At 63.7% G+C, this 12930-nt stretch carries 13 protein-coding genes; 5 read left to right on the forward strand and 8 right to left on the reverse strand.

The features are described 5' to 3' along the window. Nucleotides 1-25 precede the first annotated feature (25 nt). Together V1293_RS36085 and V1293_RS02425 are read right to left on the reverse strand one after the other, a co-directional pair. Nucleotides 26-118 (reverse strand): hypothetical protein, encoded by a 93-nt coding sequence (locus V1293_RS36085; protein WP_442894328.1) that lies wholly within the window; start codon nt 116-118, stop codon nt 26-28. Between the two features lie 11 nt (nt 119-129). Continuing rightward, a complete protein-coding gene (locus V1293_RS02425) occupies nt 130-351 on the reverse strand; it encodes an acetyl-CoA carboxylase biotin carboxyl carrier protein subunit (protein WP_334506379.1) in 222 nt (73 codons plus the stop codon). A gap of 141 nt (nt 352-492) precedes the next feature. Here V1293_RS02425 and V1293_RS02430 point away from each other — a divergent pair, with 141 nt between their 5' ends. Next, nucleotides 493-1470, forward strand: a complete 978-nt coding sequence (locus V1293_RS02430) for an IclR family transcriptional regulator (protein WP_334506381.1) — start codon at nt 493-495, stop codon at nt 1468-1470. Continuing rightward, a complete protein-coding gene (locus V1293_RS02435; protein WP_334506383.1) occupies nt 1400-2959 on the forward strand; it encodes an acyl-CoA carboxylase subunit beta in 1560 nt (519 codons plus the stop codon). The genes V1293_RS02430 and V1293_RS02435 overlap by 71 nt, the downstream gene beginning before the upstream one ends. A gap of 116 nt (nt 2960-3075) precedes the next feature. Here the strand turns inward: V1293_RS02435 and V1293_RS02440 are convergent, their stop codons facing one another. The 4 genes from V1293_RS02440 to V1293_RS02455 form a co-directional block, all read right to left on the reverse strand. Then, nucleotides 3076-4356, reverse strand: coding sequence for an MFS transporter (locus tag V1293_RS02440; protein WP_334506385.1), 1281 nt, complete (start codon nt 4354-4356; stop codon nt 3076-3078). 278 nt (nt 4357-4634) lie between these two features. Continuing rightward, complete coding sequence (locus V1293_RS02445; RefSeq protein ID WP_334506387.1) at nt 4635-4820, reverse strand: hypothetical protein; 186 nt, start codon at nt 4818-4820, stop codon at nt 4635-4637. Further along, a complete protein-coding gene (locus V1293_RS02450) occupies nt 4817-6508 on the reverse strand; it encodes an FAD-dependent monooxygenase (protein WP_334506389.1) in 1692 nt (563 codons plus the stop codon). Before V1293_RS02450 ends, V1293_RS02445 begins: the two co-directional genes overlap by 4 nt. Nucleotides 6509-6520: 12 nt before the next feature. Further along, the gene (locus V1293_RS02455; protein ID WP_334506391.1) at nt 6521-7291 is read right to left on the reverse strand and encodes an enoyl-CoA hydratase; all 771 of its coding nucleotides are present in this window, start codon (nt 7289-7291) and stop codon (nt 6521-6523) included. 137 nt (nt 7292-7428) lie between these two features. Here V1293_RS02455 and V1293_RS02460 point away from each other — a divergent pair, with 137 nt between their 5' ends. Further along, a complete protein-coding gene (locus V1293_RS02460; protein ID WP_334506393.1) occupies nt 7429-7965 on the forward strand; it encodes a PaaI family thioesterase in 537 nt (178 codons plus the stop codon). A gap of 62 nt (nt 7966-8027) precedes the next feature. Further along, on the forward strand, nt 8028-8648 hold the full coding sequence (locus V1293_RS02465; RefSeq protein WP_334506395.1) for a TetR/AcrR family transcriptional regulator: 621 nt from the start codon (nt 8028-8030) through the stop codon (nt 8646-8648). Nucleotides 8649-9096: 448 nt separating this feature from the next. Here V1293_RS02465 and V1293_RS02470 read toward each other — a convergent pair whose 3' ends face one another. Beyond that, nucleotides 9097-10203, reverse strand: coding sequence for an IS110 family transposase (locus V1293_RS02470; RefSeq protein WP_334506397.1), 1107 nt, complete (start codon nt 10201-10203; stop codon nt 9097-9099). Nucleotides 10204-10402: 199 nt separating this feature from the next. After that, nucleotides 10403-11317 carry a LysR family transcriptional regulator gene (locus V1293_RS02475; protein WP_334506399.1) on the reverse strand — a complete coding sequence of 305 codons (915 nt, stop codon included), beginning with the start codon at nt 11315-11317 and terminating at the stop codon, nt 10403-10405. Nucleotides 11318-11417: 100 nt separating this feature from the next. On the opposite strand from V1293_RS02475, the gene V1293_RS02480 reads away from it, so the two are divergent. Further along, entirely contained in the window at nt 11418-12914 is a 1497-nt protein-coding gene (locus tag V1293_RS02480; protein ID WP_334506401.1) for a CoA-acylating methylmalonate-semialdehyde dehydrogenase, read from the forward strand. Nucleotides 12915-12930: the final 16 nt, after the last annotated feature.

Below are 12930 nucleotides of genomic sequence, written 5' to 3' on the forward strand. Positions count from 1 at the left end.
AAGTCACACGTTAGCGTTGATCATGTCATCGGCTGCTTGTGATGGCAACGTCAGGTGCGCCTACGTCAACACCTGGGCTGGACAGATTGTCGCGGAACGCATCGCAGGCAAGTCTTATGACGCGATCCGTTAAGCTTCGATGATTGCGACGACCTGTCCTTCAGCGATGACGTCGTCGAGCTTGACCAGGATAGCCTTGATTCTTCCTGCCGTCGTCGACGTGACCGGAATTTCCATCTTCATGGCTTCGACGAAAGCAATCTCGTCGCCGTCGCCGACGTTTCCGCCGGTTGTGACGGGAAGCGCGCACACGCGACCGGCGACTTCGGTGACGATCTTGATTTCTGGCATTTCCGTCCTCCCGGGGACCGTCTGACGGACTGGCTGTCCTCGTGAACGGCTTTTTGTTGTGGCCGCAGATTGCCTGAGGTAGTTTGTTCTGCAAGTGGAATTTTATTCCGCAGGGCGAAATTAGGCCATGGAGCCATAACAATGGGAAGACGCTCGGAACGGCTTAGCAAACAGGGAATGCTCGCCAGCGATCTGGCGGGCGAGGGTGATGTGATCCAGGTGGTGTCGCGGGCGTTCGACGTCCTGCGCTGCTTCGAGGGTCATGAAGCGAGGCTCGGCAATCTGGAAATTTCCAGTCGCTGCGGTCTGCCGCGCTCGACGGTATCGCGGCTCACCCACACGCTGACGCGGATGGGCCAGCTCGTCTATCTGCCGCGGGACCAGAAATACCGCATCGGTCCAAGCGCGGTGGCGATGAGCACCTCGATGATGAAGGGGTTGCAGCTTCGCAATCTGATCCGGCTACGGCTGCAGGATGTCGCCGATCAATTGCCGGGCACCGTCGGCTTCGTGATTCCGGACCGCTATCATCTGGTCTATCTCGAATTTGCGCGTGCGGCGAACGCGCTTGGCTTGCATGAAGGCACCGGCAGCCGCATCTCGATAACGAGCACTGCGGCCGGCTTTGCCTACACCGCAGCGCTCGATACCGAAATCGGCGACGCCTTGATCGCCGAAATGGAGCGTGAGATTCCCGAAAACGCGGGACAGTTGAAATCGCGCATCGAAGACAACCGTCGCCATTTGCGTGAACACGGCTATGTCGTGGGATGCGGCACCTGGAGCCCGCATATCAACGGCTGCGCGGTGCCGGTATGGTCGCCGCAATATCAAACCTTTGTCGTCGTGACGATCGGCCTGCTCGCCGCGATGTTTGATGAGAAGCGGTTGCACCAGGAAGTGGCGCCGCTGATGCTCGAACTCGGCGTTGCGATCGGCGGCCTGCTCGAAGGCGCCGAGGGCGACATCTTCACAAGCCGTATGGAAAGAAAGCCGCTTCCGGCGCGGCCCCACAATAACAACAAGATCATCAAGACGGAGGATACGAATGAACTGGAAGCCGGAGCTCGACGAGCTCGCTCGGCGCGAAGCGTTCGCGCGCGAGATGGGAGGCGTTGACAAGGTCAAGCGCCAGCATGACCAGGGCCGGCTCACCGTTCGTGAGCGCATCGACAGACTGATCGACAAGAATTCCTTCCACGAGATCGGCGCGATTTCCGGCATCGCCGAATACGACGACAACAGCGAGCTCAAGCACCTGACGCCGGCCAACTGCGTGTTCGGCCGCGGCAAGGTCGACGGCCGTACCGTGGTTGTGGTCGGCGACGATTTCACCGTGCGCGGCGGCTCGGCCGACGCCTCGATTTCCGCCAAGCCGCTGATGGCCGAGGAGATGGCGCATGATTTCCGCCTGCCGATCATCCGCGTGATCGAAGGTTCGGGTGGCGGCGGTTCGGTGAAGACGATCGAAACAAGGGGCGCGGCCAATCTGCCGGGCGGCGTCGGCGGCACGCGCTGGTACTGGTTTACGACCGCGAACATGGCGCGCGTGCCCGTGGTGGCTCTTGGGCTCGGTTCGGTCGCGGGGCTTGGCGCGGCGCGGCTAGCCGCGAGCCATTATTCGATCATGACCCGGAATTCGGCAATGTTCGTCGCGGGTCCGCCGGTGGTGAAGCGTCTCGGCCAGGATCTGACCAAAACGGAACTTGGCGGCGCCGAGATCCAGACCCGCGCCGGCGGCGTCGACGATGCCGTCGACACCGAGGAGGAGGCGTTCGAGCGCGCCAGGCGCTTTCTGTCCTATCTGCCGCCCTCAGTGTACGACCTGCCGCCGACCACGCCCTGCGCGGACGATCCGGAGCGCGCGGAAGAATCGCTGCTGAAGGCGGTGCCGCGCAACCGCCGCCAGGTCTACAAGATGCGCCCGATCATCGACGCCGTGGTCGACAAGGGCTCGTTCTTCGAGGTCAACGCCAATTTCGGCCGCCCTGTTATCACCGGGCTTGCCCGGCTCGAAGGCCGTGCGGTGCTGCTGCTGGCCAGCGATCCCTTCCACTATGGCGGGTCGTGGACGGCGGAAGCGTGCCAGAAGGTGGTGCGCTGGGTCGATTTCGCGGAAACCTTCCATCTGCCGGTCGTGTATCTGATGGATTGTCCGGGCTTCATGATCGGGCTCGAGGCCGAGAAGTCGGCGACCATCCGCCACGGCGTGCGGGCGATGGCGGCGGTCAACCAGTCGACCGTTCCCTGGTGCACCATCATCGTGCGCAACGCCTTTGGTGTTGCCGGCGTCGTGCATCAGCCGGCCAATCGCTATTCGATGCGCTACGCCTGGCCGTCGGCCTATTGGGGCTCGCTGCCGCTGGAAGGCGGTATCGAGGCGGCCTACCGCGCCGACATCGACGGTTCAGATGACCCGGCCGCGAAGCTGAAGGAGATTGAGGATCGCCTCAACAAGCTGCGCTCGCCGTTCCGCTCCGCCGAGAAATTCTGGGTCGAGGAGGTGATCGATCCCCGCAGGACGCGTTCGCTATTGTGCGAATTCGCGCGATTGGCGGAGCCGATCCGCAGTGTAGGGCCGCCGAGCAACATGTCGACGCGGCCGTAGGGGGATGTCATTCCGGGGCGATGCGAAGCATCGAGCTACGATGTGCAATTGCACATCGGAGAATCTCGAGATTCCGGGTCTGGTGCTAACGCACCATCCCGGAATGACGCGTTACATTATGCCACCACCGGCTTCGGCCGTGAGATCGCCAGCACAATCAGCGCCGCCACCACACAGAGCGCGCCGGCGACGAAGAAGGCCGGCAGGTAGGTCTGCAGCACCGTCCGCGACAGGCCGGCCCCGAAGGCGGCGACGCCCGCGCCGAGCTGATGGCCGGCGAAAATCCAGCCGAACACCAGGTTGGCCCGCTCGGGGCCGAACCGCTGCGCGGTGAGCCGCACGGTCGGCGGCACGGTCGCGATCCAGTCGAGCCCGTAGAACATCGCGAACACGGACAGGCCGTAGAACGAGAAATCGGTGAACGGCAGGAACAACAGCGACAGGCCGCGCAGGCCGTAATACCAGAACAGGAGCCAGCGGTTGTCGTAGCGGTCGGACAGCCAGCCGGACGCGATGGTCCCGACGAAATCGAAAATGCCCATCGCCGCGAGCAGGCTTGCCGCCTGCACCTGCGGAATGCCGAAATCGAGGCACATCGGGATCAAATGCACCTGGACCAGGCCGTTGGTCGAGGCGCCGCAGATGAAAAAGGTGGCGAACAGGATCCAGAACACACCCGACTTCGAGGCATCGCGGAGCGTGCCGAGCGCCGCCGCCATGATCGGCGTGTTGTTCGGCGGCGGCGCCGGCAGCGGCTCGGTGCCTTCATCGCCGAACGGCCGCAAGCCGACGTCGCTTGGCCGGTCGCGCACGACCATCAGCACGGCGAACGCGGCCACGCCCAGCATCACGCAAACCAGCGCCAGCGCGAGCCGCCAGCCATAAGCATCGGTCAGGCTCGCCAATAGCGGCAGGAAGGCAAGCTGCCCGGTCGCAACGCTCGCGGTGAGGATGCCGACGACAAGCCCGCGCCGGGCCACGAACCAGCGCGCGGCAATCGTCGCGCCCAGCACCAGCGCCGTCATGCCGGTGCCGAGCCCGATCACCACGCCCCACAGCAGCATCAACTGCCAGACCTGTGTCATCGCCAGCGACGCGACGAGGCCGGATACGACGATCAGCAGCGCCAGCAGCGTCACATTGCGCAGGCCGTAGCGGTTCATCAGCGCGGCGGCAAACGGCGCCATCAGCCCGAACAGGATGAAGCGGATCGACAGCGCCGAGGAAATCTCGGCCGTGGTCCAGCCGAATTCCTTCTGCAGGGGCACGATGAAAACGCCGGGGGCGCCGACCGTGCCGGCGGAGATCAGGGCGGTGAGGAAGGTCACGCCGACCATCACCCAGCCGTAGTGGATGTTGCGGCGGGCGAGGGTGGCTGACAGCCAGTTCGAGATCATTGAACCTCAGAGGATTCCAGAGGGAAGATTTGCTTGGTTTGCCTTAGGTATCCTGACGTGATGGTCGTCTGACTTGAATGTCGTACTTCCCTCATTTCAGGACATGACGGGGAAGAGCTGGCATCAGGATCGATCCGTGCGGGGCCAACTCTGGAATTGGATTATACTTATAATATTATGCGCTGCAAAAAATCGCAACGGATCATCCCATGAAAAATCTCGCCCTTCGCATGAGAGAAGTTGATCGATCGTTGTCCGGGCGAGGATTGTGGCGAACGCTATTCCAGCCCGTCGAGCGCGGTCTCGATGGCCTTCCTGAAGACCGCGACGTCGCCGAGTTCGTGGCCGAGCACGAGCGCAAGCCGGGTCAAGAACAGTGCTTCGCGCGCAGGTCCCGCCTGATCGATCGCCGTCGCCAGCGTCTCATAGGCGGTCTCGAAATCCTCGAACGGCATGGCGCTCATGGCGTCTCGCTTCCCAGGCAAAGGCTCGCGGTTTTCAGGATCTCGCCGGGGACGACGGCCTTCCATCGCCCGGCAATGTGCAGGTCGGGCCGCAGCAGATAGAGCGTACCCGGTCTTGCGGCGAACAGACGGGCGATTTCGCCGTCATGGTCAGCAATGGTTTCCGCTTCGGCGGCCGAGCCGTGCGAGGTGACCAGCATCGGGACGAAGCGCTTGTCGATCCGGCCGAGTTGCGCGAGCAGCGCCACCTGTTCGCGGGTGGGTTGCTCCTCGCAGAACAGGATCGCCGTCATGCCATCGCCGGCGCGATCCAATAGATAGCTCCCGTCGTTGAGCCTGGCATTCGGCGCGACGCTGCCGCAAGGAGCGCCGCCGGCAAATTCAGCATTGCGTTCGGCGTAGGGCGTCAGCGGGCTTTCCGAGTAGGTGTAGGGTTGCATCTGGCGCGGATTGGCGAGCCCTCGCGGAAATTCGTGCTTCAAACTGAGCGACAGCGCCGCCTCGCGCGCCAGTCGCCAGCCGCGCGTCGGCGGCGTCATGAAGCGCGTGCTCTTGGTGGCATTGGCGAAGACGTCGAGCGTGGCGCCGCGCCGCTCCGGCGAATAGCTGTCGAGCAGCCGGTCGTCCGACTCGCCGCGGAGGACGAGCGCCAGCTTCCAGCCGATGTTTTCGGCATCCGCGAGACCGTTGTTCAGTCCGCGCACGCCGAAAATCGGCACGATGTGCGCGGCATCGCCGATGAAGAAGACGCGGCCGTGCCGGTAGTCGTCGAGGCAGAGCGTATTGGCGGAATAGACGCTCCACCATTCCAGCTCCCACGGTTTGGTGTGGCCGATATCGGCAAGGATGGCGCCGACGCGGGCGCGGATGTTTTCCTCCTTCAGGGCATCCGCCTCGCTTTCGCCTTCGCGGAGCTGGTAGTCCACGCGCCAGATATCGTCCGGCTGCTTGTGAATCAGCACCGTGCCGCCGGGATTGCCGCTTGGTTCGAAAAAGGCGCGGCGCTCGGTCGGAAAGTCGTGATCCATGCGGATATCCGCGATCACGTACCGGCCTTCGTAATTGTCACCCTTCAGCCGCAGCCCGAGCATGGAGCGGATCGGCGAGCGCGCCCCATCGGAGGCCAGCACATAGTCGGCATCGAGCCGGTAATCGCCCTCCGGCGATGAAATCCGAACCGATACGCCATCGTTGTGACGTTCGATGGCCGACAATTCGCTTTGCCAGCGCATGTCGATGAGGCCGCTGGCCGCGACCGCATCGTGCAGGAATTTTTCGATATACTGCTGCTGCAGATTGTACATTGGCAGATATTTTTCGCCCGGCGGTTGCGGCATCTCGAGCCGGAAGATCTGTTCGCCGCGGTAGTAGCTGCGGCCGAACCGCCAGCCGAGCGCCTTTTCGACAAACGGCGCGACCGCGCCGATCCGTTCCAGGATATGCATGCTCGGCCGCGCGATGCAGATGGCGCGGCTGCCGTCATTAAATGTGTCCTTGCGTTCGACCAACACGCTCTTGATGCCGTAGCGCGCCAGCACCAGCGCCGCCGTCATGCCGATCGGGCCCGCTCCTGCGATCAGGACGGGATGCCGCGTCGCGACGCTGTCAAGTTCGGGGACACGCCGCGCCGCGAACCGCGGATAGTCGAAATAGAGCGATTCCAGCGCTCCCTTGCCGGCAGGTCTCATGTCTCCCTCCGTCTATTTCTTGCGGTCGAGAAACCCCTGCATCAGCCGCTGCGGCTCGCCGGTCAGGAAGGATTGTCCGAACACACCGACGCTCAAGTTGACGGATTCGGTCAGCGGCAGTTCCTCCCATTGGCGCAGCAACGCCTTCTGCGCGCGCAGCGCTTCGGGACCGCATTCGAGCAGGGCGTTGACCGTATGCTCGACGGCGGCATCGAGTCCGCCTTGCTTCGCGACCACGTCGACCAGGCCCCAGGCGAGCGCGGTGGGCGCGTCGATATTCTCCGCGGTCATCACCAGCCAGCGGGCGCGGCCCCAGCCGATCAGCCGCGGCAGCAATGCGGCGTGGATCACCGAGGGGATACCGACACGTACCTCCGGCATGCCGAATTTGGCGTCATGGGCCGCAATCCGGAAATCGCAGGCGGCGGCGACTTCCAATCCGCCGCCCAGGCACCAGCCGGGCAGCCGCGCAATCACGGGCGCCGGAAAGTTGCGCACGGCCTCGCACAGATCGCGCAGCCGCGTGATGAAGGCTTCCGCTGATTTCTGGTCGAGACGCGCCATCTCCTTGATGTCGGCGCCGCCGATCATGCTCTTCTCGCCTTGGCCGGCGAGGATGACCGCGCGAATACTCTTGTCGCCGGCGAGCTTCTCGAACCCTTCGCGCACATCATCGGTGACGGCGGAGGACAGGATGTTGAGGGTGCCCGCATTGCAGATCGAGAGACGAACGACGCCCCGATCGTCGCGGTCGACACCGCAGTGGGGATTGAGCATTTCCATTTTGTTTTCCGGACTTGTTCGGGACGGTTGACGTCACTTCCAAGGACATTGCGGCGGCTTGTCAAGGGGACGCAGGCAGGTGTTGCGCGGCGGCACGCGCCGACATAGAATTACGATCATAATTCAAAGGAGCCATTATGACTGTAACCGAGACCGCCGACCTGTTTTCGCTCGATACGCGCAGGCATCGGGTGGTGGAGTGGCAAGCGCCGGGGCCAGTGGCGAAGGCGGCTACCGGGATGTCCGGTCTGGAGACGATGTGTGCGATCCGCGACGGCATCCTGCCACCGCCGCCGATGGCCCGGTTGATCGGCTTCGAGATGCGTGTCGCCGAACCGGGCCGGATCGTGATGGAACTGGATCCGGATGAAAGTCTCGAAAATACCATCGGACTGCTCCACGGCGCGACCGCCGCGGCGCTCCTGGATACCGCTATGGGTTGCGCCATTGCCACCATGCAGCCGGCGGGGCAGACCTCCGTCACGCTGGACCTCAAGCTGACGTATTTGCGGCCGTTGTCGGCGCGATCAGGCAGGATCTCGGCGGAAGGCAAAGTGGTAAAACTCGGCCGCCAGACCAGCTATGCCGAAGGCTTCGTCCGCGACGGCGCGGGCAATCTTGCAGTGCACGCGACCGCCACATTCACGATGATCGGTGCTGAAAAAGCGAAATAGATGCAGCTTTTCGCCCGCACAACTGCTATTATATGACTGCAGACATTTCATGGGACGCCTTGATGCGTTATTCGAAAGAGCACAAGCAGGAGACCCACGCGCGGATCGTGAAGAAGGCCTCGGTGCGGCTTCGCGAAAAGGGCGCGCATGGTATCGGCGTCGCCGACCTGATGAAGGAGGCCGGCCTGACCCATGGCGGCTTCTACGCCCATTTCGATTCCCGCGAGGCGCTGGTGATCGAGGCCTTTGCCTATGCGATGGACCGCTCGGTCGAGCACTGGCGCAAGATCGCCGCTGAGACGCTGCCGGAGAAGCGGCTTTCGACGATCGTCGATTCCTACGTCTCGACGGTGCACCGCGACGACCCCGGTCGCGGTTGCGCGGTCCCGACGCTCGGCGCCGAGATCGCCCGCGAAAGCGCCAAGACCCGCAGGGCCTTTAGTGCCAAGCTGGAACAGTTGATCGATGTGATGGCCGAACAGATTCCGGATGTGCCGCGGAAGACGGCGCGCCGGCAGGCGATGGGCACGCTGGCGACGATGATGGGCACGCTGGTGATGTCCCGCGTGGCCGGCAGCGGTGATCTGTCCGACGAAATTCTGGTTGCCGGCCGCGAGGCGGCGCTTGGCCGAGCCGCCGCGGCGAAGCCGGTTGCGAAGAAGCCGCGGGCGAAGGTGAATTAGAATCGACGGCCTCTCACGTCGCCGCGGCCTAGTGCGCAATTGCGCATCAGGCGCCGGGACCCATATGTGGACGGCCCCTGCTGGCAAGAGGCGGAACTGGTTTTTGATCGAAGCGATTGCGGCCATATGTCCGGTCTGATGATGCGGTCGCACATGACCGCTGCCAAGATGGGGTCCACAGCACGAGCTCCAAACATAGCCGCGGCGTCTTTGCACCAACGGGTCCCACGGAGTTTTGCCTCGTGACTGTGATCGATCGATCAGGTTCCATCTTCCGTTCTCGAGCAAGCTTCGGCTGCGGCGTGAGGCTTTGGGCCTCATGCCGAAGTTGATGATCTGCGGGTCGGATATCGGGTCATGTGATTACCTTGGTTGTGTTGTGGGCGAGGCCCGGAGTGCTTCGTTTCACCGATGGCGGCTAGCTTTCGAGCGCCGCGCGCAAGCGTCGTCAAGGCTGGCCGGAGGCCACCGCCGTAGGCGGCGCGCAGCGGCCTTGACGTCGCGAGCACGGCGCTACCCTTGGCCTCGGGGAGACGATGCCGGCGCGCGCCGGGTCGTAGCGTTCACCGCTGACCATCAGTTTCCAGGCGATGCGCGCGAGCTTGTTGGCGAGCGCCACGGCGGCAAGTTTCGGTGGCTTGCGCGCCACCAGATCGCGCAGCCAGGGCGAGGGATGCGCCTTGCCCTTGTTGACCTGCTGGATGACCGAGGTGGCGCCCACCACCAGGGTGCGGCGCAAGGCCTCGTCGCCGGCGCGGGTAATGACGCCGAGCCGCATCTTGCCGGCGGTGGAATGATCCTTCGGGGTCAACCCCATCCAGGCCGCGAAGTCGCGACCGCAGCCGAAGGCATGCGGGTCGGGTGCTTTGACCGCCAGCAAGCAGCCGCCGATCGGGCCGATGGCATCGACCTCGGCAAGGCGCCGGCTCATCTCGTTCTCCCGGTGCCAGACCTTCAGCTTCGCCTCGATCTCACGCAGCTCGAGCTTCAGCCGGCCGTACTCGTCGCCGTGGATGGCGAACAGCTCTTTGGCAAGCGCGGGCACTGTTCCGTCTTCGGCAATACGCGCCAGCAGCGGCCCGACATGGGCAGGCCCTTTGGCGGCCGTCAGCCCGAACTCGGCCGCGTGGCCGCGGATGGTGTTGATGAGCTGCGTGCGATAGTCGATCAGCCGCTGGCGCGTCGTCATCAACATTTGCGCCGCTTGCTCTTCCGCACTCTTGATCCTCACGAAGCTCATGCGCGGCCGGCTCATTGCCTCGCAGACCGCATCGGAATCTCTCTGGTCGTTCTTGTTGCGCTGCACGTACGGCCTTACGTGCTGCGCTGGCAGCAGCTTCGGCTCGTGCCCCAGCGCCGTCAGCTCGCGTGCCCAGTAGTGCGACCCGCCGCAAGCTTCCAGGCCCACCTTGGTCGGCGGCAGCTGCGCGAAAAAGCTCAGGAAGTCGCGTCGGCGCAGCTTCTTGCGCAGCACCGGCCGCTCGGCCGCATCCACCCCATGCAGCTGGAAAACACTCTTGGACGTGTCCACACCAATTCGGATAATATCGCTCATGGACGGCTCCCTTGTTTGAGATCTTTACCGACCTCATTCTGGCACATCGATGCCGTCGGGGGCCGTCCACCCCAACATACGCCGCGGCCCGTGGAAGGGGCACAAGTGGAGACACCTTTTGTTGCCCTTCACATCGGTGGTTATGGGTCCCTGCTTTCGCATGCTTTCGCAGGAACGACGATGGATTTGTGTTAGGTCCTCATCTTCCGCCAAACAGCGCGCGCTCGCTGTCCACGGTTTCGCAGATGTAATCCGCCACCGCCCTGATCCGCGCGAGATCCTTGCTGTCGGCGTGCATTAGCATCCAGAACGTGCGGGAAATCCTGATCTCGTCCGGCAACACCGGCCGCAATTCCGGATGCGCCGTCGCCATGAAGTGCGGCAGCACCGCGATTCCAAACCCCGCGATGGTGGCGTTAAGTTGCGCGATCAGATTGGCGCTGCGGAATTTGGCGGAAATTTTTGGCGAGACCTGCGGCAGGTAGTCCAGTTCCGGCGTGAACAGCAGTTCCTCGATGTAGCCGACGAAGCGGTGCCCGGGCAGGTCGCCGCGCGACACGATTTTTGGCGCGCGATCGAGATAGGCGGGCGCGGCATAGAGCCCAAGGCTGTAGTCGAGCAGCTTGCGCCCGACGATCCGGCCTTCCTTGGGCATCGTCAGGCTGATCGCGATGTCCGCCTCGCGCTTCGACAGGCTGAACAGCCGCGCCGTCGCCACGAGCTGCAGGTCGAGATCGGGATACCGCTCGGTGAATTTCAGAAGCCGAGAGGCCAGAAAATGGCTGCCGAACCCGTCGGGGGCGCCGATCCGGACCGTGCCGGTGAGCTGGGCGCGCGAGCCGCCGACCGCCTCCTGGTTGGCGACGATGGTGGATTCCATCGCTTCCGCGCTGTCGGCGACGCGCTGGCCGGCTTCGGTCAGGAGGTAGCCGGTTTTGCGGCGATCGAACAGTTTTGCGGAGAGATGCCGTTCCAGCCGGTCGACCCGCCGGATCACGGTGGCATGATCGACCGACAGCTGCTTCGCGGCAGCCGAGACCGATCCGCCGCGCACGATGGCGAGGACGAAACGGAAGTCATCCCAGTCGATCGTCTTGGTGCCTTGATCCAGCATTTCCGCACATCTATGGTGCAATATATCGGACTTGTATCCTAAGAAATGCAGGTCAAAAAGGGCTCCAACACGATCCATCCGGGCTCTAGGGAGAAAATTCATGCGCTCAATCGGACATTTCATCGGCGGCAAAGAGGTCAAGGGCACGTCCGGGCGGACGGCCGACGTTTTCGAGCCGATGACCGGCGACGTCCAGGCCAAGGTGGCGCTGGCCTCCAAGGCCGAGGTTCGCGCCGCCGTCGAAAACGCCAGGGACGCCCAGGTCGAATGGGCTAACACCAATCCGCAGCGTCGCGCGCGCGTGATGATGAAGTTCCTCGAACTCGCCCAGCGCGATTACGACAAGCTCGCCGACATGCTGGCGCGCGAGCACGGCAAGACCGTTCCCGACGCCAAGGGCGATATCCAGCGCGGCCTCGAGGTCGTTGAATTCGCCTGCGGCATCCCGCATCTGATGAAGGGCGAATACACCGAAGGCGCCGGCCCCGGCATCGACATCTATTCGATGCGGCAGCCGCTTGGCGTCGTCGCCGGCATCACGCCGTTCAATTTCCCGGCGATGATCCCGATGTGGAAATTCGCGCCTGCAATCGCCTGCGGCAACGCCTTCATCCTGAAGCCGTCCGAGCGTGATCCCGGCGTGCCGATGATGCTGGCCGCCTTGATGATCGAGGCAGGGCTGCCGGCCGGGATCCTCAACGTCGTCAACGGCGACAAGGAAGCGGTCGACGCCATTCTCGACGATCCCGATATCCGGGCCGTCGGCTTCGTCGGCTCGTCGCCGATCGCGCAATATATCTATGAGCGCGCGGCCGCTACCGGCAAGCGCGCGCAGTGCTTCGGCGGCGCCAAGAACCACGCCATCGTGATGCCCGACGCCGACATGGACCAGACCGTCGATGCGCTGATCGGCGCGGGCTACGGCTCGGCCGGCGAACGCTGCATGGCGATTTCGGTCGCGGTGCCCGTCGGCAAGCCCACCGCCGACCGGTTGATGGAAAAGCTGATCCCGCGGGTCGAGAGCCTGAAGATCGGCACCTCGATCGATCCTTCCGCCGATTACGGTCCGCTGGTGACGAAGGAGGCGCTCAACCGCGTCAGGAATTATGTCGATATCGGCATCAAGGAAGGCGCGACGCTCGCGGTCGATGGCCGCGGCTTCAAGATGCAGGGCTATGAGAACGGCTTCTATATGGGCGGTTGCCTGTTCGACAACGTCACCAAGGACATGCGGATCTACAAGGAGGAGATCTTTGGACCCGTGCTGTCGGTGGTGCGCGCCCACGACTACAAGGAAGCCCTCGCACTGCCGTCGGACCATGACTACGGCAACGGCGTTGCGATCTTCACCCGCGACGGCGACGCCGCACGCGACTTTGCCGCCAAGGTGAATGTGGGCATGGTCGGCATCAACGTGCCGATCCCGGTGCCGATCGCGTACTACACCTTCGGTGGCTGGAAGAAGTCGGGCTTCGGCGATCTCAACCAGCACGGCCCGGATTCGATCCGCTTCTACACCAAGACCAAGACGATCACCTCGCGCTGGCCGTCCGGGGTCAAGGAAGGCGCGGAGTTCTCGATCCCGACGATGAATTGACGCGCGCGTCATAACC

The organism is Bradyrhizobium sp. AZCC 1693, from assembly GCF_036924745.1.
Lineage (GTDB): Bacteria > Pseudomonadota > Alphaproteobacteria > Rhizobiales > Xanthobacteraceae > Bradyrhizobium.

What these genes read in the sequence shown, in the direction of transcription:
- V1293_RS02425 (WP_334506379.1), bottom strand. Translation starts at nt 351, where the DNA reads ATGCCAGAAATCAAGATCGTCACCGAAGTCGCCGGTCGCGTGTGCGCG.
- V1293_RS02430 (WP_334506381.1), top strand. Translation starts at nt 493, where the DNA reads ATGGGAAGACGCTCGGAACGGCTTAGCAAACAGGGAATGCTCGCCAGC.
- V1293_RS02435 (WP_334506383.1), top strand. Translation starts at nt 1,400, where the DNA reads ATGAACTGGAAGCCGGAGCTCGACGAGCTCGCTCGGCGCGAAGCGTTC.
- V1293_RS02440 (WP_334506385.1), bottom strand. Translation starts at nt 4,356, where the DNA reads ATGATCTCGAACTGGCTGTCAGCCACCCTCGCCCGCCGCAACATCCAC.
- V1293_RS02445 (WP_334506387.1), bottom strand. Translation starts at nt 4,820, where the DNA reads ATGAGCGCCATGCCGTTCGAGGATTTCGAGACCGCCTATGAGACGCTG.
- V1293_RS02450 (WP_334506389.1), bottom strand. Translation starts at nt 6,508, where the DNA reads ATGAGACCTGCCGGCAAGGGAGCGCTGGAATCGCTCTATTTCGACTAT.
- V1293_RS02455 (WP_334506391.1), bottom strand. Translation starts at nt 7,291, where the DNA reads ATGGAAATGCTCAATCCCCACTGCGGTGTCGACCGCGACGATCGGGGC.
- V1293_RS02460 (WP_334506393.1), top strand. Translation starts at nt 7,429, where the DNA reads ATGACTGTAACCGAGACCGCCGACCTGTTTTCGCTCGATACGCGCAGG.
- V1293_RS02465 (WP_334506395.1), top strand. Translation starts at nt 8,028, where the DNA reads ATGCGTTATTCGAAAGAGCACAAGCAGGAGACCCACGCGCGGATCGTG.
- V1293_RS02470 (WP_334506397.1), bottom strand. Translation starts at nt 10,203, where the DNA reads ATGAGCGATATTATCCGAATTGGTGTGGACACGTCCAAGAGTGTTTTC.
- V1293_RS02475 (WP_334506399.1), bottom strand. Translation starts at nt 11,317, where the DNA reads ATGCTGGATCAAGGCACCAAGACGATCGACTGGGATGACTTCCGTTTC.
- V1293_RS02480 (WP_334506401.1), top strand. Translation starts at nt 11,418, where the DNA reads ATGCGCTCAATCGGACATTTCATCGGCGGCAAAGAGGTCAAGGGCACG.